Source organism: Pseudomonas sp. 5Vm1k, from assembly GCF_056161485.1.
The window spans coordinates 70,028-92,606 of sequence record NZ_JBSPCZ010000019.1 but is presented as its reverse complement, the minus strand read 5'-3'; the positions used below and the strand labels follow the sequence as shown (position 1 = coordinate 92,606).

General features: G+C 60.9%; 21 protein-coding genes. 12 read left to right on the top strand and 9 right to left on the bottom strand.

Annotated features, from left to right (window positions below; genetic code table 11):
* Positions 1-127: 127 nt before the first annotated feature.
* Positions 128-1,078, bottom strand: a complete 951-nt coding sequence (locus tag ACWIKB_RS28010) for a GlxA family transcriptional regulator (protein ID WP_475270731.1) — start codon at positions 1,076-1,078, stop codon at positions 128-130.
* A 330-nt stretch (positions 1,079-1,408) separates the two neighbouring features.
* Here ACWIKB_RS28010 and ACWIKB_RS28005 point away from each other — a divergent pair, with 330 nt between their 5' ends.
* Complete coding sequence (locus tag ACWIKB_RS28005; RefSeq protein WP_475270730.1) at positions 1,409-2,131, top strand: pirin family protein; 723 nt, start codon at positions 1,409-1,411, stop codon at positions 2,129-2,131.
* A 126-nt stretch (positions 2,132-2,257) separates the two neighbouring features.
* Here ACWIKB_RS28005 and ACWIKB_RS28000 read toward each other — a convergent pair whose 3' ends face one another.
* A complete protein-coding gene (locus tag ACWIKB_RS28000; protein WP_475270729.1) occupies positions 2,258-3,133 on the bottom strand; it encodes a LysR family transcriptional regulator in 876 nt (291 codons plus the stop codon).
* 113 nt (positions 3,134-3,246) lie between these two features.
* Between ACWIKB_RS28000 and ACWIKB_RS27995 the strand changes: the two genes are divergently transcribed.
* Both ACWIKB_RS27995 and ACWIKB_RS27990 read left to right on the top strand, forming a co-directional pair.
* Positions 3,247-4,485, top strand: coding sequence for a YbfB/YjiJ family MFS transporter (locus ACWIKB_RS27995; RefSeq protein WP_475270728.1), 1,239 nt, complete (start codon positions 3,247-3,249; stop codon positions 4,483-4,485).
* Between the two features lie 124 nt (positions 4,486-4,609).
* On the top strand, positions 4,610-5,608 hold the full coding sequence (locus ACWIKB_RS27990) for an NAD(P)H-quinone oxidoreductase (RefSeq protein ID WP_475270727.1): 999 nt from the start codon (positions 4,610-4,612) through the stop codon (positions 5,606-5,608).
* Here ACWIKB_RS27990 and deoC read toward each other — a convergent pair whose 3' ends face one another.
* Complete coding sequence (gene deoC / locus ACWIKB_RS27985) at positions 5,609-6,292, bottom strand: deoxyribose-phosphate aldolase (protein ID WP_475270726.1); 684 nt, start codon at positions 6,290-6,292, stop codon at positions 5,609-5,611.
* 121 nt (positions 6,293-6,413) lie between these two features.
* On the opposite strand from deoC, the gene deoR reads away from it, so the two are divergent.
* Positions 6,414-7,184 carry a DNA-binding transcriptional repressor DeoR gene (gene deoR / locus ACWIKB_RS27980; protein ID WP_177331441.1) on the top strand — a complete coding sequence of 257 codons (771 nt, stop codon included), beginning with the start codon at positions 6,414-6,416 and terminating at the stop codon, positions 7,182-7,184.
* Here the strand turns inward: deoR and ACWIKB_RS27975 are convergent.
* From ACWIKB_RS27975 to rbsK, 3 genes are read right to left on the bottom strand one after another with little or no spacing between them, the layout of a single operon-like run.
* The gene (locus tag ACWIKB_RS27975) at positions 7,177-8,235 is read right to left on the bottom strand and encodes an aldose 1-epimerase family protein (RefSeq protein ID WP_475270725.1); all 1,059 of its coding nucleotides are present in this window, start codon (positions 8,233-8,235) and stop codon (positions 7,177-7,179) included. The genes deoR and ACWIKB_RS27975 overlap by 8 nt on opposite strands.
* The gene (fucP, locus tag ACWIKB_RS27970) at positions 8,232-9,563 is read right to left on the bottom strand and encodes an L-fucose:H+ symporter permease (protein WP_475270724.1); all 1,332 of its coding nucleotides are present in this window, start codon (positions 9,561-9,563) and stop codon (positions 8,232-8,234) included. The genes ACWIKB_RS27975 and fucP overlap by 4 nt, the downstream gene beginning before the upstream one ends.
* Positions 9,564-9,604: 41 nt before the next feature.
* The gene (gene rbsK, locus ACWIKB_RS27965; RefSeq protein WP_475270723.1) at positions 9,605-10,531 is read right to left on the bottom strand and encodes a ribokinase; all 927 of its coding nucleotides are present in this window, start codon (positions 10,529-10,531) and stop codon (positions 9,605-9,607) included.
* 1,027 nt (positions 10,532-11,558) lie between these two features.
* Between rbsK and ACWIKB_RS27960 the strand changes: the two genes are divergently transcribed.
* Positions 11,559-12,509, top strand: coding sequence for an alpha/beta hydrolase (locus ACWIKB_RS27960; RefSeq protein ID WP_475270722.1), 951 nt, complete (start codon positions 11,559-11,561; stop codon positions 12,507-12,509).
* A gap of 3 nt (positions 12,510-12,512) precedes the next feature.
* Here ACWIKB_RS27960 and ACWIKB_RS27955 read toward each other — a convergent pair whose 3' ends face one another.
* Both ACWIKB_RS27955 and ACWIKB_RS27950 read right to left on the bottom strand, forming a co-directional pair.
* Positions 12,513-14,327, bottom strand: a complete 1,815-nt coding sequence (locus ACWIKB_RS27955) for an ABC transporter ATP-binding protein (RefSeq protein WP_475270721.1) — start codon at positions 14,325-14,327, stop codon at positions 12,513-12,515.
* Positions 14,324-15,364, bottom strand: a complete 1,041-nt coding sequence (locus ACWIKB_RS27950) for an AraC family transcriptional regulator (RefSeq protein ID WP_475270760.1) — start codon at positions 15,362-15,364, stop codon at positions 14,324-14,326. The genes ACWIKB_RS27955 and ACWIKB_RS27950 overlap by 4 nt, the downstream gene beginning before the upstream one ends.
* Before the next feature lie 166 nt (positions 15,365-15,530).
* Between ACWIKB_RS27950 and ACWIKB_RS27945 the strand changes: the two genes are divergently transcribed.
* The 5 genes from ACWIKB_RS27945 (at position 15,531) to ACWIKB_RS27925 (ending at position 19,190) form a co-directional block, all read left to right on the top strand.
* Positions 15,531-16,382, top strand: a complete 852-nt coding sequence (locus tag ACWIKB_RS27945) for a 3-hydroxybutyryl-CoA dehydrogenase (RefSeq protein ID WP_475270719.1) — start codon at positions 15,531-15,533, stop codon at positions 16,380-16,382.
* Positions 16,369-16,965: a TetR/AcrR family transcriptional regulator gene (locus ACWIKB_RS27940; protein WP_475270718.1), complete on the top strand. Its 597-nt coding sequence runs from the start codon at positions 16,369-16,371 to the stop codon at positions 16,963-16,965. The genes ACWIKB_RS27945 and ACWIKB_RS27940 overlap by 14 nt, the downstream gene beginning before the upstream one ends.
* 100 nt (positions 16,966-17,065) lie before the next feature.
* Complete coding sequence (locus ACWIKB_RS27935; RefSeq protein WP_475270717.1) at positions 17,066-17,623, top strand: hypothetical protein; 558 nt, start codon at positions 17,066-17,068, stop codon at positions 17,621-17,623.
* Positions 17,624-17,773: 150 nt separating this feature from the next.
* The gene (locus tag ACWIKB_RS27930; protein WP_163909400.1) at positions 17,774-18,187 is read left to right on the top strand and encodes a VOC family protein; all 414 of its coding nucleotides are present in this window, start codon (positions 17,774-17,776) and stop codon (positions 18,185-18,187) included.
* 241 nt (positions 18,188-18,428) lie between these two features.
* A complete protein-coding gene (locus tag ACWIKB_RS27925; protein WP_475270715.1) occupies positions 18,429-19,190 on the top strand; it encodes a bestrophin-like domain in 762 nt (253 codons plus the stop codon).
* A 111-nt stretch (positions 19,191-19,301) separates the two neighbouring features.
* Here the strand turns inward: ACWIKB_RS27925 and ACWIKB_RS27920 are convergent, their stop codons facing one another.
* Positions 19,302-20,048: an EAL domain-containing protein gene (locus tag ACWIKB_RS27920; protein ID WP_475270714.1), complete on the bottom strand. Its 747-nt coding sequence runs from the start codon at positions 20,046-20,048 to the stop codon at positions 19,302-19,304.
* A 212-nt stretch (positions 20,049-20,260) separates the two neighbouring features.
* On the opposite strand from ACWIKB_RS27920, the gene ACWIKB_RS27915 reads away from it, so the two are divergent.
* The gene (locus ACWIKB_RS27915; protein WP_475270713.1) at positions 20,261-21,262 is read left to right on the top strand and encodes an AraC family transcriptional regulator; all 1,002 of its coding nucleotides are present in this window, start codon (positions 20,261-20,263) and stop codon (positions 21,260-21,262) included.
* Positions 21,263-21,506: 244 nt separating this feature from the next.
* Complete coding sequence (gene folD, locus ACWIKB_RS27910; RefSeq protein WP_475270712.1) at positions 21,507-22,451, top strand: bifunctional methylenetetrahydrofolate dehydrogenase/methenyltetrahydrofolate cyclohydrolase FolD; 945 nt, start codon at positions 21,507-21,509, stop codon at positions 22,449-22,451.
* The last annotated feature ends 128 nt before the right edge of the window (positions 22,452-22,579 follow it).

Here is a 22,579-nt window from a genome sequence, read left to right as displayed (position 1 = left end):
GTCCATCCAGGCTTCCGCACCTCCATTGCAAAACATTCACGGCTATCTTGGCAGGCATCGATGACCGTACAACGACCGCGCGGGGAGCAACACGGACATCACGGTGCGCAATACGGCCACAGAGGCTCTAGCTGAACTGTTCGCGGTACTGCGCGGGGGTCAGGCCGAGTTTTTCACTGAACAAAAAGCGCATGTGCCGCACGCTGCCGAAGCCGCTTTTATAGGCCACGGTCTTGAGTGGAGCGTCGCAGGTTTCCAGCAGATGGCGGGCGTGGTCGATGCGCGCACTTTGCAGGAACTCCATGGGCGTCATGTTCACTTCCCGGGCAAACAGGCGCGCGAAGTGCCGCGAACTCATGTTCGCCAGGCTCGCCATGCGTTCGATGCTGAAGGCTTCATCGAGGTGTTCGAGCACGTAGTTCTGCACTCGTGTGATCGGCGTTTCCTGGGGTGCGACGGTGGCCATCAACGGACTGAATTGCGCCTGCCCGCCTTGGCGTTTCATTACCACCAGCAGCACTTTGGCCACGTCCTGGGCGACTTTTTTGCCGTGGTCCTGGGCGACGATCGCCAGGGCCAGGTCGATGCCGGCGGTGACCCCGCCGGAGGTGATGAGGTTGCGATCCTCGACGTAGATCTGATCGGTCTCGACCGTTGCCTTGGGAAAGCCTTTGATCAGGCGTTCGGTGTAGTGCCAGTGGGTGGTCACGCGATAACCGTCCAGCAGCCCGGCATGCCCAAGCACAAACGCGCCGGTACAGATCGAGCCATAACGTCCGGCGCGGCTCACGGCGCCCCGCAGCCAGGTCAGCAAGGGTTGCGGTTTGTCGTTATAAGCGCCAGGGCCGCCGGGGATCAGCAACAGGTCGTAGTGTTCGCTGGCCTGATCGATATGCAGGTCCGCCTGGACGCTGACGCCGTTGGAGGCGCGCAACGGACCGTGCTCGGTGCCGATCATCGACAGCACATAGTGGTCGTCCGGCTGCAGATACCGGTTGGCGATGGAAAACACCTCCATCGGCCCAGCCATGTCGAGCAGGAGAAAGTTGGGGAACAGCACCATTGCCACGGTTTTCATGGGGTGGGTATCACTGAAGTCATAAAAAGGTCTGTTGGCTAAACACAAAACCCCTGTGGGAGCGGGCTTGCTCGCGAAGGCGGTGGGTCAACCAAAGCAGATGTCGACTGACACAACGCCTTCGCGAGCAAGCCCGCTCCCACAGGGTTGCGTGCTGTGCATTATGGCCAAGTGCGGCGAGGGTGTCGGATTAGAATGCGTGATCCCCCGCACAAAACTGTCAACCTGAAAGGGACAGTATTTCAATTTTCATCTACTTATTGCATCGCACAGTAAATATTAACCTTCTCCTCACTCGGACGAATTCACGTCCTGACAGGAGATTTCATCATGCTGACCCTTCGCAAAGCCTCGGATCGCGGCGCCGCCAATCACGGTTGGTTGAAGTCGTTCCACACCTTTTCCTTCGCCAACTATCGCAACCCGAAAGAACAGGGTTTTTCTGATCTGTTGGTGATCAACGATGACCGCGTGGCGGCCGGCAAAGGCTTCGGCCAGCACCCGCACCGGGACATGGAGATTTTCTCCTATGTGCTCGAAGGCGCCCTGGAACACAAGGACACTTTGGGCACCGGTTCGGTGATCCGCCCCGGCGATGTGCAACTGATGAGCGCCGGCAGCGGCGTGGCCCACAGCGAGTACAACCACTCGACCACCCGTGGCGTGCACTTCCTGCAAATCTGGATTGTGCCGGACGTCAGCGGCGCAAAACCGCGTTATCAGCAGGAGCACTTCAGCACCCAGAAAAAACGCGGGCGCCTGCAGTTGATCATCTCCCCGGATGGGGCCAAGGGTTCGCTGTCGGTACGTCAGGATGCGCGGGTGTATGCCGGGCTATTCGACGGCAAGGAAAGCGCGACCCTGGAACTGGCGGCCAACCGTTACGCCTATGTGCATGTGGCTCGTGGCAGTGTTGAGCTGAACGGCGTGCAATTGCAGGAAGGCGATGGTGTGCGGGTTCGCGAAGAACAGGTGCTGACGTTAAGCAATGGCGTGGATGCCGAGGTGTTGGTGTTTGATTTGCGGCCGCAGGAATTGCCGGAAATGCCATAACACATCAAGATCAGGAGATCGCAGCCTCGTTTCACTCGACAGCTCCTACAGGGAAATGCATTCCATTGATTGCGCCTCTCCCCTGTAGGAGTTGTCGAGTGAAACGAGGCTGCGATCTTTTGATCTTCATTCACCCGTACCGGAAAACCCCGCCACAATCTCATCAATCACCGCCCTCACCCGCGCCGTATGCCGCAGGTCCGCGTGGGTCACCAGCCACACGTCATAGGGCACCGGTCGCGTGCGTTCCGGCCACAACCTCACCAACCCGTCCCGCTCTCCGATGTACACCGGAATCTCACCCAACCCAATCCCCGCCGCAATGGATCGACGCACCAGCAGACCCGAGCCCAGGCTTGCCACAATTCGCCCCCGCGTCACCGGTTCCGACACCAGCGTCATCTCCTTATTGCTCGCCAGATACGGCTGATACACCACCAAATCATGCCCTTCAAACGCCGAACCCGGCGCCGGCACTCCGTGAACATCGACATAACCCTGGGAAGCGAACAGGCCCACCGGCCAGCGGGCAATGCGCCGGGCAATCAGGTCCGGGTTGTCCGGCCGCGCATTGCGCACGGCGATATCGGCTTCGCGCTTGGCCAGGCTGATCATTTGCGTGGATGCGTCCAGTTGCACCTGCACATCCGGGTGTTTGTCGTGCAAACGGGCAATCGCCGGGATCAGGAAATCGATGGCCAGGGAGTCGGTGGTGCTGACTCGCACAGTGCCCGTCAGTCGATCATCCAAACCGAGGATTTGCCGTTCCAGTTCCAACGCTGACACCTCCATTTTCTCCACAGCCTGCAACGCCGCCTCGCCCACCGCCGTCAGTGCATAACCTTCGGAGGTGCGCAGGAACAGCGTCGCACTCAAGGATTTCTCCAGCGCCGTGACCCGCCGCCCGACCGTGGCCTGATCGACCCCCAGCACCCGCGCCGCACCGCGCAGCGTCGATTCGCGGCACACCGCCAGAAATACCCGTGCGTCATCCCAATTCATACCGCTGCCCCTACGATGCATATTCGCATCACTGTAGCGCGAATTCGCTGCGTTACTGCATCAATAAACCTCGATACGCTGGCGGCCAGAGATAACCTCACAGGACAGTTCTCATGCACAGCACCTCGACCACCCCGCGCAGCGCGATCTGGCTGCCGATCTTCGCCGGCCTCTGCGCCAGCCTGGTCAGCATCGGCCTGGCGCGTTTTGCCTACACGCCGTTGATTCCTTCGTTGATCCAGGCGCAGTGGTTCTCCGCCAGTGACGTGGTGTACCTCGGTGCCGCCAACCTGGTGGGTTACCTGATTGGCGCACTGATCGGCCATCCATTGGCCCGACGCTTGAGCAACAGCACCGCCCTGCGCCTGATGATGCTGGCGGTGACGCTGTCGTTTTTCGCCTGTGGCTTTCCGTTGTCGGTGAGCTGGTTCTTCGGCTGGCGCTTGCTGTCGGGCGTGGCCGGAGGCGCGATCATGGTGTTGGTGGCGGCGACCGTATTGCCCCACGTGCCAGTGTCGCGTCGAGGTTTGGCCAGCGGTGCGATTTTCCTTGGCATCGGCCTGGGCATTGCCGGCTCGGGGACGATTGTGCCGCCACTGCTGAGCCTGGGCTTGCAGAACACCTGGTTCGGGCTGGGTGTACTGGCGCTGGTGCTGACCGCCGCGAGCTGGTTTGGCTGGCCGACCTCGCCCCCGCAACACACCGCGCCTGCTCACATTGACAGCGTGAAATCGCCAACCCCGCCTGCCCTTTACCTGCTGTTCGCCCAATACGCATTCATGGCGGCGGGCCTGGTGCCAGCGATGGTGTTCCTGGTGGACTTCGTCGCTCGAGGTCTCGGCGCCGGGGCGCATGTGGGTGCGCTGATCTGGGTCATGTATGGCCTGGGGGCGATTGTCGGGCCGGTGAGCTACGGTTTTCTGGCCGACAAACTCGGCGCGCGGTTGAGCATTCGGATTGTGCTGGTGGCGCAGGCGATTGCCCTGGGTTTGCTGGCGATATCCAGCTCTTTCCTGGCCCTGGCCCTGCTGGCGGTGATCCTCGGCTCGTTCCCGCCAGGCATCGTGCCACTGGCGCTGGCTCGGGTGCATGAACTGGTGCCCAATCACCATCAGCAACAAGTGGCCTGGAGCCGCGCCACGGTGTCGTTTGCCACGTTCCAGGCGCTGACCGGGTTTGCCTATTCGGCGATTTTCAATGCCACTGGCGGGCACCACGCGCTGTTGTTTGTGATAGCGAGTGGGGCCATTGTTATTGCATTGGTTTTGGAGTTGGCGATGCAGTTGTTGAATAAACCCCAATCCCCTGTGGGAGCGGGCTTGCTCGCGAAGGCGGCCTGCCAGACACATTGATGCTGAATGACACACCGCTTTCGCGAGCAAGCCCGCTCCCACAGGGGTTGTGTACTGAACTGAATTATTCGATTGCTCAGGCGATCCCATTTACAGATCCCTTTCACCACAGGAACCCAAAAAAATGAACCTGCCCCAAACCATGACCCTGATCGAAATCACCCAACCCGGCGGCCCCGAGGTATTGAAACCACGGGACGTGCCCATGCCCACGGTCGGCGCCGGTGAAGTGCTGATCCGCGTCTACGCCGCCGGGGTCAATCGCCCCGACGTGATCCAGCGCGCCGGCAAGTACCCGATGAAACCCGGCATGAGCCCAATCCCTGGCCTGGAAGTGGCCGGCGAAGTCGTGGCCATCGGCAAAGGGGTCAGTGAGTTTGTGCTGGGTGACAAGGTCTGTGCACTGACCAACGGCGGCGGCTACGCGCAATATTGCGTCGCCCCGGCCAGCCAGACGTTGCCGATTCCCGATGACATGGACTGGATTCAGGCCGCCGCGATCCCGGAAACCTACTTCACGGTCTGGGCCAACCTGTTTGAAATGGGTGGCGCCAGCAAAGGCCAGCGCGCCTTGATTCACGGCGGCACCAGCGGCATCGGCACCACCGCACTGATGCTGTGCCGCGAGTTTGGTGTCGAAGCCTTCGCCACCGCCGGCAGCGAAGAAAAGTGCGACGCGATTCGTAAACTCGGCGCCAAGGCGATCAACTATCGCGATCAGGATTTCGCCCAGGTGATTGCCGAGAAAACCGGCGGCAAAGGCGTCAACGTGATCCTCGACATCATGGGTGGCTCGTACTTCAACAACAACGTCGCCGCCCTGGCGATGGAGGGCCGGCTGGTGATGCTCGGCTTCCTCGGCGGCGCCCATGCCGACGGTGTTGACCTACTGGCGATCATGGCCAAACGCGCGATCATCACCGGTTCACTGCTGCGTTCGCGCACCCAGGAAGAAAAAGCCGCCATCGCTCAAGGGCTGTACGAATATGTCTGGCCAGTGCTGTCGGCCGGGCGTTGCTTGCCGATGATCGACAAGGTCTACCCGTTCACCGACGCCGCGCAGGCCCATGCGCGGATGGAAGCAGGTGACCACATCGGCAAGATCGTCTTGCAGGTGAACTGATCAGTAACCCTCGCCCGCCGACTGCGCGCCACCGATGATTGCGATGCCGGAGCTGCTGCCCAACCGGGTTGCGCCGGCCTCGATCATCGCCACGGCGGTCGGATAATCGCGCACGCCGCCCGAGGCCTTCACACCGATGTCCGCGCCCACAGTGCGGCGCATCAGGGCGACGTCTTCGACGGTGGCACCGCTGCGGCTGAAACCGGTGGAAGTCTTGACGAACGCAACGTTCAGCTCGCGGCAGATTTCGCAGGCCTTCACTTTTTCCGCGTCGTTGAGCAGGCAGGTTTCCAGGATGACTTTCAGCGGCACGCTGCCGCAGGCCTGTTTGACCTGAGCGATGTCAGCTTGAACCTCGGTGAACAAACCGTCCTTCAACCAACCGATGTTCAGCACCATGTCGATTTCACCCGCACCGGCGGCAATCGCCCGTTCGGCTTCGAAGGCCTTGGTGTCGCTCAGGCCTGCACCCAACGGGAAGCCGACTACCGCGCAAACCTTGACGCTGTGCCCTTCCAGGCACTGAGCGGCGTGGGGCACCTGCCCGGAATTCACGCACACCGAATAGAAGCCATGTTCCGCGGCTTCACGGCACAGGGTGGCGATTTGCTCGCGACTGGCGTCCGGCGCCAGCAAGGTGTGATCGATGTACTGCGCCAGTGCCTGGGGTGGGAGATGGGCCATCGCAAAAACTCCTGTTTGTATATTCAAATGCCCCTGCGCCACAATCGAGGATCATTTGCGCAAAAACGTTACAAAACTCACAATTAATGTTACTTAAATAACATCAACAATCAACCCCGGAATGCCTGTGGACAGTAAAAAAGCCGAGCGTCTCAAGCTGATTCAACAAGCCCTGCAAGACCAGAGCGCCATTCACCTGCGCGAAATGGCGGCATTGCTGGACGTGTCGGAGATGACCCTGCGCCGCGACCTGAGCAAGTACACCGACCACCTGCGCCTGCTCGGCGGTTACATCACCAAGATCCACGACGGCAACGAACCCGGTGATTACCGCGTGGCCGAACAAGACACCCGGCACGTCGAAGAGAAACGCCGCATCGGCAAACTCGCCGCGCGGTTTATCCAGCCTGGCGACACGGTGTTTTTCGACTGCGGCACCACCACGCCATTCGTAGTGGACTTCATCCCCGACGAACTCGAATTCACCGCCGTGTGCAACTCCCTCAACGTGCTGCTTAAACTCTCGCAAAAACCCAACTGCCACATCGTGGTCTGCGGCGGCACGTTCCACCGCAAGAACCAGGTGTTCGAGAACACCACCGAAACCGGCATTCTCGATGGCGTGCGCCTGACCTGGGCCTTCGTCTCGGCCGCCGGGGTCAGCCAGGACTTCGGCGTGACCTGCTTCAACTTCAATGAAGTGGAGGTCAAGCAGAAGGTCTTGCGCCAGGCCCAGCAACGGTTGCTGCTGGCCGATCACAGCAAGTTCGACACGGTGCGCACTGCGCATTTCGCCGCCCTTGAGGATTTCCAGTACGTGGTCAGCGACAAGAAAATCCCCAAGGCCTATCGCGACGCCATCGCCGCCAGCGGCGCACAGTTGATTATCTGATCAAGGCCTGTTGCTCGGCCTTATTCAGATAACCGGTGGTGACCTTGAACGCCGCCGTCTCCCCCGCCGCCAATGCACGCACATGGCCTTTGGCGGACTCGGCCCGATAGCCTTCCGGCTCGCAGGTGGCGGGCAAAACGAACGCCGCCACTTGCTGATCGGCGTTGTGCAGAACCCAGCGTGCGGCGTGGTCGAATTGGTCGGGGCGATAGCGCGTGTAGAACGCCGCACCGTCCGGATGACTCAGCAGGAAAAGCGCATCGCCATTGGCATCGGCGCGCACGCCGTCGAAGAAAAACACGATCTCCGGGTCGTAGAGGTCGGGGCGATCCAGGCAGCGGAACTGTTCCGGCGCCAGCGCCAGTTGCTCCATGTAGTGGCTCCAGGCCGGCGTCGGTTTGACGTGGGCCGGCACGCTGCTGCGCAAACGCACCCGCTCAAACCCTAACGGCTCGATGAACCGGGCGCCCTCGACGTAGGCGTAATTCATGTGGGCCATGTACATCAGGTCCATGGGTTTGCCGGCCAGGTTGGTCACGGTCATGGCGATATCGAACAGCCCGGAATCGGCACGCAAAGTGACGCTTGGGTTGGCCAGATAACGCTCGCCAAAACCCTGGGCGTATTCGTACTCGCCACCGAGGCGCAGGAAAGGTCCGGCGCTGTCTTCACCGACTTCCAGCCACGCACGATCCATCGCCGCGCACGGCATCTCGCCGTGCAACGGATGGTCGTCCTCGGGCGTCGGGCAACCGTTGCGCAGCAGGCCGCTGTGGAACATGAAACAGCCGTATGTGCCGATCACCGTCGGGCTCGGTCTGGGTTGGCTGAACAGGTTGCTCATGGTCAGGTCGCAGCCGTCGAACACCGCGTCCCAGATCATCTGGCCCTGATACGGCAGCACCACCAGTTTTCCACGGCTGTTGGTCATTTCCAGCGCCAGCACACCGCTGGGGTAGACGCTGGCGCTAACCCTGAACTGCTCGGACTCCAACAGTGTCTTCGGCGCTTCGCCAAACAGCGCCGGATAAAGATTGATCCGCGTACTCATGAAGTCACCGCCGCACCCACTGGTGCCCGTTCGCTGGCGGAGTGACGCAGGCAACGCACGGCGTAGGCGACGATCACGATGAAGCACAGCAACGGCACGGTGTAGGCCAGTTGCATGTTGCCGCCGCTGTAGTCGGACAGCAGGCCCTGGAAGATCGGAATCACCCCGCCACCGACGATGCTCATCACCAGCAGCGAACCGCCGACGCCGGTGTCTTCACCGAGGCCATCGATGGTCAGGCCATAAATGGTCGGCCAGCAGGGGCCGAGGAATACGCTCACACCGACCGCCGCATAAACTGCGGTGATGTTTGGCACGAGGATGGTGTAAGCCAGCAGCACGATGCACAGCACGCCATACACCGCCAGCACCTTGGCCGGGTGCAGTTTGCGCATCAGCACGTTGGCGATCATTTTGCCGATGAAATACATGGCGAAGGTCGTCAGCAAAAACCACGACGCGCTGCGCTCGTTCATCCCACCCAGTTGCATGGCCAGGCGAATGGTGAAACTCCAGACGCCGACTTGTGCGCCGACATACAGGAACTGCGCCAGCACACCGAAAGTGAACCGCTTGTTGCCCCACAACCGCGACAGGCTCTGACCGAGGCTGGCGGTTTTTTTGGTGGCGGTTTGCACGCCTTTGCATGCCGGAAACCGGGTGATGGCGATCAAGATAAACATCAGCACCAGCACCGCAATCATCCATTTGTACGGCAGCAAAGTGGACTGGATCATTTGCAGTTGCTGGATCGCCGCATCGGAAGCGCTCATTTGCGTGAGCTGCTCGCGGGTGGCGTCGGTATCCTTGAACATCACGAAGCTGCCGACGTACACCCCGGCCATTGCGCCGAACGGGTGGAAGGTCTGGGAGATGTTCAGGCGACGGGTGCCGGTTTCACGGGGGCCCATCAGCGTCGAGTAGGTGTTGCACGCAGTTTCGAGAAACGACAGGCCTGCCGCGATCACGAACAGCGCCAGTAGGAACATGCCGTACTTGGCGGTGGACGCCGCCGGGAAGAACAACAGACAACCGAGCATGTAGAGCATCAGGCCGATGAGGATGGTGGTCTTGTAGCTGAATCGCCGAACCACCAGCGCCGCCGGAATCGCCACGAAGAAGTAGCCGAGGTAAAACGCCGACTGCACGAATGCGGTCTGGAAATCGCTGAGCAGGAAGGCTTTCTTGAAATGCGCGATGAGCACGTCGTTCATGCTCGCGGCCGCCGCCCACAGCGCAAAGATGCTGCACAGCAAGATGAAGGCGAACCAGGGTGTGCGGTTCAGGTAGAAACCATCGGGCGTCTGTTGGAGCGGAGGCTTTGTCATTGTTGTTCTCCGGGTAGGTTTTGAGGTGAATCAGTTCGGCGTCAGGCGTCGAATTGGCGCTGGAATTCAGCGAATGCGCTGGCGTCCGGGTAGGAGGTTTGGGTGCCCAGGCCAGTAACCGAGCAGGCGGAATAGGCCACGGCCTCGGTCATGGCGGCGCGGATGTTGCGGTCGCGGCTCCAGCGCTGGATGAAGCAACCGATGAAGGCATCGCCGGCGCCGGTAGTGTCGCGGGCAGCGACTTGCAGGCCGGGAATCTGGAACTCGCCCTCTTCGCCGACGTACAGCGCGCCGTGTTGGCCGAGGGTCACGATCACGTGGCGAATGCCGCTGGCGACCAGGGTTTTCGCGGCTGTCAGCGCTGACGCAGGCGAGTCCACGGTCTGGCCGCTGATCAGCGCCAGCTCTGATTCGTTGGGCACCAGGAAATCCAGTTGTGCCAGGTATTCACGACTCAGGCCGGCCAAGGCTGGCGCCGGGTTGAGCAACACCGGGATGTTGTGTTCGTGGCCGAAGGCGATGGCGTGGTAGACGGTTTCCACATTGATTTCGAGTTGCAGCACGATCAGGGAACATTCGCGCAACGCTGGCGCGGCGGCGTCGATATCTGCCGGGGCGAGATGGGCGTTAGCACCTTTGACGATGAGGATGCTGTTGTGCGAATCGGCCTGGACGAAGATCGGCGCCACCCCGCTGGATACGCCGGGCACACGCTGCACGTAACGGGTGTCGATGCCAAAGCTCTGAAAATTCGCCAGGGTGTTGTCGGCAAACATGTCATCGCCGACCTTGGTCAGCATCAGCACATCCGCCCCGAGCTTGGCCGCAGCCACCGCCTGGTTGGCGCCCTTGCCGCCGCAACCGAGGGCAAACCCCGGCGCTTCCAGCGTTTCGCCCTGGGCCGGCATGCGGTCGATGTAGGTGATCAGATCCACCATATTGCTGCCGATGACTGCGATCTTGCTCATTGCTATCCCACCTTGATGCGGCTTGCCAGACTGGCGTCCGGCGTTGTTGTTTTGTTATTTAAATAACATTTTGTGTGATTATTCAATCTTTTTTATTGGATTGGCAGACAAGCAAAGACGAGCGGCTTTGCGCAAATGCGGTGGCGAACACTGATGGGCGAACAACACAGATCCATTGTGGGAGCGGGCTTGCTCGCGAAAGCGGTGTGTCAGCGGATATCGATGCTGGATGTGCCGATGCCTTCGCGGGCAAGCCTCGCTCCTACGGGAGACCGCGACGAACATTGATTGGGTGAACGACACAGAACCCCTGTGGGAGCGAGCCTGCTCGCGAAAGCGGTGTGTCAGCCGATATCGATGCTGGATGTGCCGACGCCTTCGCGGGCAAGCCTCGCTTCTACAGGAGACCGCGACGAACATTGATTGGGTGAACGACACAGAACCACTGTGGGAGCGGGCTTGCTCGCGAAAGCGGTGTGTCAGCCGATATCGATGCTGGATGTGCCGACGCCTTCGCGGGCAAGCCTCGCTCCTACGGGAGACCGCGGCGAACATTGATTGGGTGAACGACACAGAACCAATGTGGGAGCGGGCTTGCTCGCGAAAGCGGTGTGTCAGCCGATATCGATGCTGGATGTGCCGACGCTTTCGCGGGCAAGCCTCGCTCCTACAGGAGACCGCGACGAACATTGATTGGGTGAACGACACAGAACCACTGTGGGAGCGAGCCTGCTCGCGAAAGCGGTGTGTCAGCCGATATCGATGCTGGATGTGCCGACGCCTTCGCGGGCAAGCCTCGCTCCTACGGGAGACCGCGACGAACATTGATTGGGTGAACGACACAGAACCACTGTGGGAGCGGGCTTGCTCGCGAAAGCGGTATCACAGCAGACATCAATATTGACTGTGCAGCCCTCTTCGTGAGCAGGCTCGCTCCCACAGAACACACACGACTGTCGAAATAATTCCCCTCCCCACCGCGCATCTGTTAAAACCCGTGCTTTCCCCTGTTCGACTGGATCGCTGCATGTTTTCTACCCTCATGAGCCGCTTGGGCCGGCGCTGGTTGCCGTTGTTGTGCATGGCGCTGTTGGTCGTTGGCCTGCCCGCGAGTTGCGGGGTGCTCAAGTACAAAGAGCGCGAGTTGCTGTTTCGTATCGAGCCGGGCACGGCGGGCTGGTATCACGGCTTGCCGCAGGACGTTCAGGAGTTCGACATCAAGCCTGCCAGTTTCAAGGGCGGGCAAAACCTGCATGCCTGGTGGTGGCCAGCGGCGCGCCGCGATGCACCGTCGATTCTTTACTTGCACGGAGTGCGCTGGAACCTCACCGGTCAAGCGTTCCGCATCGAGCAATTGCGGGCCATGGGTTACTCGGTGCTGGCCATCGACTACCGCGGGTTTGGCCAGAGCAAGGGTGATCTGCCGTCGGAAGCCAGTGTCTACGAAGACGCCCGTGTCGCTTGGGAGCGCTTCAAGGCGATGCAACCGGACGCCAACAAACGCCTGATCTACGGCCATTCGTTGGGCGGCGCGGTCGCCATTGACCTCGCCGCAGACCTTGCAACCCAGGCGAAAAAGGACCATGTCCCAGTGCCGGTGCGCGGGTTGGTGATCGAGTCCACCTTCACCACATTGGGGGATGCCGTCGCGCAAGTCGCCGACAGCAACCTGCCGGTAAAGTCGCTGCCGGTGCGCTGGCTGCTGTCGCAGAAATTTGACTCCATCGACAAGATCACCGACATCGACATGCCATTGCTGGTGGTTCACGGTCTGGCGGATGCGTTCATGCCGTCGCGCTTCAGCCAGCAGTTGTTCAATGCCGCCAACGAGCCGAAGCGCCTGCTGCTGATTCCCGGTGGTACGCACAACAACAGCATGAGCCTGGGCGGCAGTCAGTATCGTCAGGCCATCGAAAACCTGATGAAAGCCAAGCCTGCGCAGATCGCAGCGGTGAATCGGGATTCTCCTGAGACGTGAGGCCTAGCGGTAACCCCGCGCCTGCAGATCGAACAACTGCGCATAACGCCCGCCCGCCGCCACCAGGCTGTCGTGATCGCCGCGCTCCAGGATCGAGCCCTGATCCAGCACGATGATGTGGTCGGCGTTGCGCACACTGGAAAAACGGTGGGAGATCAGCAACGTCATGCGGCCCTGGGTGTGCTCACTGAAGTGCTCGAACACCGCCGCTTCCGCCGCCGGGTCGAGGGCTGAGGTCGGTTCGTCGAGAATCAGAATGTCGGCGTCGCGGCGCATGTAGGCGCGGGACAAGGCGATCTTCTGCCATTGCCCGCCGGACAACTCCTGGCCCCCGGCGAACCAGCGTCCCAGTTGCGTGGCGTAACCGCGATCCAGCCCCTCGATAAACGGCGCGGCCATGCCTTCGGCGGCGGCGGCTTTCCAGCGTTGTTCATCGTCGAAGGCCAGGGTATCGCCCACACCAATGTTCTCGCCCACGGAAAACTGGTAGCGAATGTAGTCCTGGAAAATCACGCCGATGCGCCGACGCAGCGCATCCTCTTCCCAGGTTTGCAGGTCGCTGCCGTCCAGCAGAATGCGGCCCTGATCGGGGCGATAGAGCCGGGTCAGCAATTTGATCAGGGTGGTCTTGCCCGAACCGTTTTCCCCCACCAGCGCCACGCTGCGACCCGGCACCAGGTGCAGGTCGATGCCTTCCAGAGCCGAGCGACTGGCCCCCGGATAACGAAACCCGACGTTCTCGAAACGCAGCCCATCACCGGGCATCGCGCCCACGGTCAGGCTGCCGTTATCGCTCACCACCGGCTCGGCCAGGTATTCGTAAAGCGCCGACAGGTAAAGGCCATCCTCGTAAAGACCGCTGATCGCACTGAGGCTGCTACTGACGGCGGTTTGCCCCTGCTTGAACAGCACCAGGTACATGGTCATCTGCCCGAGGCTGATATTGCCGTGCACGGTGTCGACCACCACCCAGGCATACGCCAGATAAAACGCCCCGGTGCCCAGCAACCCGAGAACAAAACCCCAGCCATCGCGGCGCAGTGTCAGGCGTCGGTCTTCGGCGTAGAGCCGGGCAAACGTCTCGCGATAACGCTTCAACAGCAACGGCGCAAAGCCGAACAGCTTGACCTCCTTGATGTAGCCCTCGTGGGACAGCAGCGTCTCGATGTAACTCTGCTGCCGACTCTCCGGCGCCCGCCGGGTGAACAGCCGAAACGCATCCCCGGAAAAATGCGCCTCGGCAAAAAACACCGGCAACGCGCCGACCACCAGCAACACCAGCGCCCACGGGGAAAAATGCACCAGCAGCACGCCGAAACTGATCAGCACAATCAGGTTCTGAATCAACCCCAACGACTTCATCACCAATGCCAACGGCCGGGTCGAAGCTTCACGCCGCACCCGTACCAACTTGTCGTAAAACTCCGAGTTCTCGAACTGCACCAACGACAATGTCTGGGCCTTCTCCAGAATCATCGTGTTGACCTTCTGCCCCAACTGCACCCGCAACAGCGACTGCTGAACCGACAACGCCCGTTGCGTCCCGGACAACAACGCCAACACTCCCGCCTCGAACAACACATAACGCACCACCGGCCACAACGGCGCGCTGCCCTGCTGTGCGTGCAACTGCATCGCAGTGACCACGGCGTCGACGATGCGTTGGCCGAGCCAGGCGGCCAGGGCCGGGAGGACACCGGCGATCAGGGTTGCCAGCACCAAGCCCAGGAATAATCCGCGGGAGGTGCCCCAGACCAATAGCAGGGCACGTCTTGCCTGGTCGAGCAGAGCGGCGAAACGATTGACTGCTTCGCTCATTCAACACACTCCGTCGACGGCTTGGAAGACTCCCCTTGAAACCGCGCCCGATACCGCCCCGGACTCTCCCCCGTCCACTTCTTGAACGCCCGATGAAACGCACTCGGTTCCTGAAACCCCAACTGTTCAGCAATGTCACTCACACTCGCCTTGCCATGGCGCAACTGCTCAAACGCCACCCCACGGCGCACCTCGTCCTTGATCTCCTGATACGAACAACCTTCGCGCTCCAGTTTGCGGCGGAAGGTGCTGGGGCTCAGGTGTTGTTCGAGGGCGAAGGCCTGCAAGGTGGGCCACTCGCTGTAATGGCTGTTGCGCAAGCGCTGGTGAACCTGGGACGCGAGGCCGTGCTGGTTGCGGAAGCGGATCACCAGCCATTGCGGCGCGGTGCGCAGGAATACTTTGAGCGACGCCAGGTCTTGCACCACCGGCAGGCGCAGGTAGTGGCTGGCGAATTCGATTTCGGTATGTTCAGCGCCGAAGGTCAGGTTGGGTCCCCAGAGCAAGCGGTCGTCGCTGAGGGAGACGCGGGCATGGCGAAAATCCGCGCGGTCGATGGGGATGCGACGCCCGCCGAGCCAGCACAGCAGGCTGATCATCAGCACCAGGAAAGTTTCTTCGCCCAAGCGGCTGACGTCGCTGTCGGTCGAACGGGTTTGCAGGCTGATCACCGCGCGCTTGCCACGCACGGTCAGCGTGCCGCGAAAATCGCTGAGAAACAGGGCGAAATTGGCCAGGCATTGGCGCATGGCTTTGTGCAGGTCGGGTTCCTGAATCAGCGCCCGGCAGATCAACGCGAAACTGCCCGGCGGCATGCCGTGGCTGTCGAGTCCGAAGAACTCGTCGTCGAGTTCGCGAATCTGCAGCAGCCACAACGCAGCGAAGGCGCTGGCCGGCACGCGGGCCGTGGGCTGGTCGAGTAGCGCCGGGGCGATATTGGCCTGCTCCAGCACCGCCGTCAGACGCTGGGGATTGTCCGCCAGCCCATGGATCATCGCCTGCATGAAGTAGGCCGCCACTGAATCCGTTTCCCGCATGTGAACGCTTTGCTCCCCATCGCCCGACTGGCAAAAAACACCAGTGCCGTTGAACAGTTGCGGCATAGGACAAGCGCCCTGCCGGTTCTAGACTCGCGGCCATAGTACGCCTTCGGCCGCTGCGGCCGCCAAGGTATCGAACGGTTTGATCGCAAGGACTTCAAGCATGAATCTGCAACACATTGGCGTGATCGGTGCGGGCACCATGGGCAACGGTATTGCGCAGGTCTGCGCGGTGGCCGGTTTCAACGTGACCTTGATCGATATCAGCGAGAGCGCCCTGCAAAAGGCTGTTGCCACCGTCGGCAAGAACCTTGATCGGCAAGTCGCCAAAGCGACGCTGAGCGAGGAACAAAAACTCGCCGCCCTCGACAAAATCCGCACCAGCACCGACTACAGCAGCTTGCACAGCGTGCAACTGGTGATCGAAGCCGCCACCGAGAACCTCGACCTGAAACTGCGGGTACTGCAACAGATCGCCGCGCAGGTCAGCGCTGAATGCGTGATCGCGTCCAACACCTCATCGCTGTCGATTACCCAACTCGCCGCCAGCGTCAGTCAGCCCGAGCGTTTCATCGGTCTGCACTTCTTCAACCCGGTGCCGGTGATGGGGCTGATCGAAGTCATTCGAGGCCTGCAGACCAGCGACACGACCCACGCATTGGCGCTGGACATGGCCACCACCCTCGGCAAAACCGCGATCACTGCCGGCAACCGTCCGGGTTTCGTGGTGAACCGGATTCTGGTGCCGATGATCAACGAAGCGATCCTGGTACTCCAGGAAGGCCTGGCCACTGCCGACGACATCGATGCCGGCATGCGCCTGGGTTGCAACCAGCCGATCGGCCCATTGGCGTTGGCCGACCTGATTGGCCTGGACACCGTGCTGGCGATCCTTGAAGCGTTCTACGACGGCTTCAACGACAGCAAATATCGTCCGGCGCCGCTGCTCAAGGAAATGGTCGCCGCCGGCTACCTGGGTCGCAAAACGGGGCGTGGCTTCCATGCCTATGCCTGAGCGTTGTTCGCGCTTCGCCGAGTACCGGGACAAAGTGTTGGAGCTGTTCGCCAGCAAGGGGTTCGGCCAGGTCGGCATGCGCGAACTCGCCACCTGCCTGGGGCTCGCCCCGGGCTCGTTGTATCACCATTACCCAAGCAAGCAGCACTTGCTGGCGGACTTGATTGAAGAGTTCTACGAAGAGCTGCTGGCGACACTTGGCCGTATCGAGAAAAAGACCAAGCGCGACATGCTGCCAAGGCTGATTCAGGCGCACCTGAACCTGCACCGGGAAATGCCCTGGCATTTTCGTTTGGCGGAGCGGGACAGCGGTTGTTTGAATGACGATCAGCAGGCGCGAGTTCGCCAGTTGCGCGAGCAATACGAACGCACGCTGATGCAGATGCTCGGCAGCAGATCCCGGTTTGATGAACAGGCTCAGTCAGCCGTCGGTCACGCAATCGCCAATTTGCTCAACAGCGCACCCGGCTGGCTGATGCAGCATCCGTTGGCGGATGCCGAGCGGGATGAATTGCTGGAAAACCTGGTGAGTGGCGCCGTCGAACGCTTGCTGCGCCCTACGGCTGCTCGCGCAGTTGCCTGAAACCCGGACGTTCACGGCATAATGGCGCCCCCTCAAAACACCAAAAGGATTTCGTGTGTTCTCGCGCCTCAATACTCTGTGGACATGGATTTTTTACGCCATGAGCTGGCTCGTCGTACTCGTCTTGATGTTGCACTACGCCTTCTACGATTGGTTGTTGATCACACCCATTGACGTCGGCGGAACGTTTATGGGCGGTGGCATGGCCACGCAGCTGTATCTGATCGGCTGGACCGTGGCCACGCTGGGCCTGATCGTCGCCGTGTTGTTACGCCTGCCCGGCGCCCTCTACGGCTGGATCGGCGCCGGCCTGGTGCCGCTGGGCATCGGCGCCTGGTGGCAACTGAACTACCCGGACAATGCCGAAGACGTGATCTACAGCACCAGCCCCCACGAGATCGGCACCTTGATGCTGATCGGCGCGATGTTGCTGGGCAGCGGCCTCTACTTTCGCGCCAAACGCAAACTCTGGGCGCTGGACCGGGAGTTCATGTCGGTGCAATTTATTGTCGCCATGATGCTCGCCGCATTCTTCATTGGCGTGCCCATGGCGATTTACAAGCAGCAAACCCTGCCCCACTGCGCCTTTAGCAAGGAAGGTCAGCAATTGACGGTGTGCTTGGGCGATGACGACAACGAGCGCGTCATCGTCGATTGATCGGGCAATAAGCCGCGAGTTATCTATAGAAAAAACGTCTGAACAAACCCGGCAAAAGTTGCCCTCTAACGCTTTGCTATTTGAGGTCAAACCCAATTGAAGCGGGAGGCTGTCCTGGCCTCCCGTCTACTCGGTTACCGGGAGCACACAATGAAAATCAATCCCTACCTGATCTTCAACGGCGACTGCAAAGCCGCCTTCACTTATTACGCCAAGGCCCTGCCCGGCACCATCGACGCGATGATGACCTTCGGCGAAACCCCGGCCAAGGATCATGTACAGGCGGACTACCATAACCTGATCATCCATACCCGCCTGTCCGTGGGTGACCAGGCGATCATGGGCTCGGACACCACACCCGACCGCCCGACCGATGACATGAGCGGCTGCTCGATTTCCCTGAATGTCGACAGCATCGCCGAAGCCGAGCGAGTCTTCGCGGCATTGGCGGACGGCGGCACGGTGCAAATGCCGCTGGAAGCGACGTTCTGGGCGGCGCGCTTCGGCATGCTGGTGGACCGGTTTGGCGTGGCGTGGATGGTGAATTGCGAGAAGGATCAATAAGCAAAAAATCCCGACCGTGAAAGGTTGGGCTGTCTGGCTGACGCAGATTGACGAGTACCTGTGGCGAGGGAGCTTGCTCGCGCTGGACTGCGCAGCGGTCCTGAAATCTTGTGAGCGCTACGCACTCAAGCGCGAGCAAGCTCCCTCGCCACAGGTCCAGTGTTAAGCCGGGCACTGTGGCAACTCGCTGCCCGTCTGCTACCTTCAACACGCCGTCCCGCGTCGCGTCAACGGAGGTTGAATGAATCATCTGCTGATTGCGCTGATCGTGTTCACCTGCCTGTTCGGCAGTGCGTTGGTGGGCTCGTACGTGCGGCAGCACTTGCCGACCCATCACCTGAGCGATGAGTCCGTCGCCGTCCTCAAGCTCGCCACCGGCCTGATCGCAACCATGTCAGCGTTGGTGTTGGGCCTGCTGGTTTCTTCGGCCAAAGGCACGTTTGAAACGACCAATACCCAACTGGAGAGCGCGGCGGCCAAGGTCGTCGAATTCGACCGGGTGCTGGCGCGCTATGGCCCGGACACCCAACCGATCCGCACGCAACTCAAACACAATTACGCCGAAATCGTGCAAGTCCTCGCCTCCCGGGATCCCTCCCGACTGGCCCTGCTCGACAGCCCCGAAGCGATCAATCGTTCTGAAGCGCTGCAACAACAGGTCGCCGCGCTGTCCCCCGCTACCGACATCCAACGCACCCTCAAGGCCTCGGCTATCCAGACGATGGACGCCGTGTTCGCCGCCCGCTGGCTGACCATGCTGCAAGCTAATCAGTCGATCCCGCCGGTGATGCTGGTGATCCTCATAACCTGGCTGTCGATCATCTTCGGCTCGTTCGGTTTGTTCGCCCCGCGCAACGGCACGATTGTGGTGGTGTTGATGATGTGTGCCGCTTCGACAGCGGCGACGATTTTGCTGGTTGAGGAGCTGAATCGACCGCTGGACGGGTTGATCAGTGTGTCGCTGGAACCGATGGTGCATACGATGGACCGTTTGGGGCAGTAACCGTCCTGTGGCGAGGGAGCTTGCTCGCGCTTGAGTGCGCAGCGCTCACAAGATTTTGGGGCCGCTTCGCAGCCCAGCGGGAGCAAGCTCCCTCGCCACATTGAGATCCTGTTACGCCATCGACTGCACCACGCACTGTTCACCCAACGCATCCATCCGCGGCCGACCAAACAAATATCCCTGCCCCCACTCGCTGCCGCACGCCGTGCCCAACGCTCGATCCGCTTCGGACTCGATCCCCTCGATAATCACGCACGGCGCCAGGGTCTTGCACAGTTGCACGAGGTGCCCGAGCGTCTGGGCGTTGTTGGTTTCCAGGCGGGCGCGTTGCAGGTAGCCCTGGTCGATTTTGACGATGTCGGGGCGGGTCTGACGGATGAATTCCAGGGTACCGAGGCCTGCGCCAAAGTCGTCAATGGCGACCCGGCAACCCAGTTCGCGCAGGCACAGGACGAACTCGATGGCAGCCGAGATGCTCGGTGGTGTGGCGCTTTCGGTGATTTCGATCACCAGTCGTGCGGCCACCGAAGGCGCATCGCGTAATTGCGCCAGGATGTCTCGCCAGTGAACATCAACGATGGCGCTTTGCGCGGAAATGTTGCAGCCCAGGCGCAGGTGTTCGTTTTGCAGCAGGCGCTCGATCACGCTGTGCACCACGCTGCGGTCGAGCTCGCGCATCAGTTGATGTTTTTCCAGCATGGCGAAGGGATAGACGCCATCGCTTCGAGCATCCATGTGCCGCAACAACCCTTCCTGGTACAGCACCCGACTGCTGTCGGGCAACCAAACCACCGGTTGAAATGCCAACACCAACCGGCCCTGTGCCAACTCCCGATAAAAGCTTCTGACTCTGTGCATGTCATATCCGTAGACAAAGCGGCGGCCGGCCGCGGTTGAGCGTTGACTGCCGGCCATAATCGACGCTCACCCAGCCCTCAGGAAGTGTTCCCGGATACCTTTCGCTTGTCCTTGGAAACGTGCACATACCGTTTATCGACTGCGATCATTTGTTTATTGCGATCATGCGCCGGCTAGCGCGACATCACTTAGCCATCACCTCGGGAAAGACTATGCACAGAATGACCAGCGCCAGTTTTCAGGTGCTTGCCGATGTCCTGACTGACGGTGGGGCCAACGTTAACGCCTTGCTCAAACAATTCGACAGCAGCGAAGAGGTCTTTGCGAACCCCAAGGGTGTCGGGCTGGAGCTGGTCTACAAGGTGATGGCGGAAGCGGCCAAGCGCACCGGCAATCCGGACATCGGCCTGCTGGCGTATACCCGGGCACACCCGGCGAATCTGGAGGTGTTGGGTTACGCGGTGATGTCATGCGCCACTCTTGGCACTGCATTGCAACGGCTGGTGGACTATCACTCGTTGATCAGCAACGGCTTTTATATGTGCCTGGACCACAAGCCCCGGGCGCTGAAGTTGATCGGTTTCGACATCAGCGTCGAGCCGTCGCTCACACCCCGCCCCTTCATCGACGCCGGCGCTGCGCAAACCCTGGGGCTGGTTCACTGGCTGTTGCCCAAGCACAAACCGCATCCGCTGGCCGCGACGTTCACCTACCCCGAACCCGCTGACACCTCCCGACTGGAACGATTGCTGGGCAGCAACCTGATGTTTGGCGCGGCGTATAACAGCCTGACCTTCAGCAAGGACGATTGCTCGATTGCGTTGCCCACCGCCGACCCGGCGCTTGATGTGCTGCACGTTGAATACGCGCGTGCGCGCTTGAACGTGTTGCTCAACGGCTCGATGACCGCGCGGGTGCGGCGGGTATTGTCGGAGCGTCTGGCCCAGGGCGTGCCCAGTGATCTGGACAAGATTGCCCAGGTGGTCGGCGTCAGCGCGCGCAGCTTGCAACGGCGTTTGAGCAATGAAGACATGCACTTCTCGGCGTTGCAGGATGAGGCGCGGCTGATGCTGGCGCACAACTTCCTGCGCAACTCGGCACGCAGCGTGAAGTACATCGGCGCGTTGTTGGGGTTCCGGGATCAGAGCAGTTTTCACAAGGCCTGCATTCGCTGGTTCGGGATGACACCGGGGCGGTATCGGCAGGCGTCCTGAATCGCAATCCACAGGGGATTTGTGTGAATACCTGGCTGATGAACAACAGAGATCACATGTGGGAGCGGGCTTGCTCGCGAAGGCGGTGTGTCATTCAGCGATGATGTTGAATGTTATGCCCTCTTCGCGAGCAAGCCCGCTCCCACAGTGGTTTTGCAGCGCTTCATCCCCCGCGACATCCTGTCCATCCGCTGCCGGTGGTAGACGGCCACCCTCGACTGGTAACCTGCGCCCTGCTCTTTCAATGACGACGGTGACGCATTTGATCAGCAGTACCCCCACCCTGGCCCGGGATATCGACGGTAAAGCCATCTCCGCCCAGGTGCTCGACGAGGTCCGGGAAGAGGTTCAGGCCCTGGCCGAGCAGCAGATTTATCCCGCTTTGGCCGTCCTGCTGGTTGGCGACGACCCGGCCAGCCACGTGTATGTGCGCAACAAATTGCTGCGGGCCAAGGAAGTCGGGATTCGCTCGCTCGAATACCGTCTGCCGGACACCGCCAGCCAGGCGCAGGTGCTGGAACAGATTGCGCAGCTGAACGCCGATGCCTCGGTGAATGGCATTCTGGTGCAGTTGCCGTTGCCGGGGCATATCGACGAGGCGGCGGTGATTCATGCCATCGACCCGATCAAGGACGTGGACGGTTTTCATCGGGAAAACGTCGGCGGCCTGGTGCAAGGCATGGACGTGCTGACGCCCTGCACACCGAGCGGCTGCATGCGTCTGCTGAAGGAGACTTGCGGCGACATCAGCGGTTTGCACGCGGTGGTTATCGGCCGGTCGAACATTGTCGGCAAACCCATGGCGACGTTGCTGTTACAGGCTCATTGCTCGGTCAGCGTGGTGCATTCGCGCAGCGTCGATGCGCCGGCGCTGTGCCGATTGGCGGACATTGTTGTGGCGGCGGTGGGTCGGCCGCACTTGATCGATGCCAGTTGGCTCAAGCCTGGGGCGGTGGTGATCGATGTCGGGATCAATCGCGTGACCGATGAATCCGGCAGCCATTTGGTGGGCGATGTCGACTACGCCAGTGCGCGTACCGTTGCCAGCGCGATCACCCCGGTACCTGGAGGTGTTGGGCCGATGACGATTGCGTACCTGCTGAAGAACACGCTGATCGCCGCCAAGTTGCAGCGTGCGGCACAGGCCCGTGAGTCGGATCCGGATGGGTGTGATTCGGATATTAATTGACTGACGCAAAACCTGTGGCAAACACCAGACCTGTGGCGAGGGAGCTTGCTCCCGCTGGGGTGCGAAGCGGCCCCAAAAAATGGGACTGCTGCGCAGTCCAGCGGGAGCAAGCTCCCTCGCCACAACGT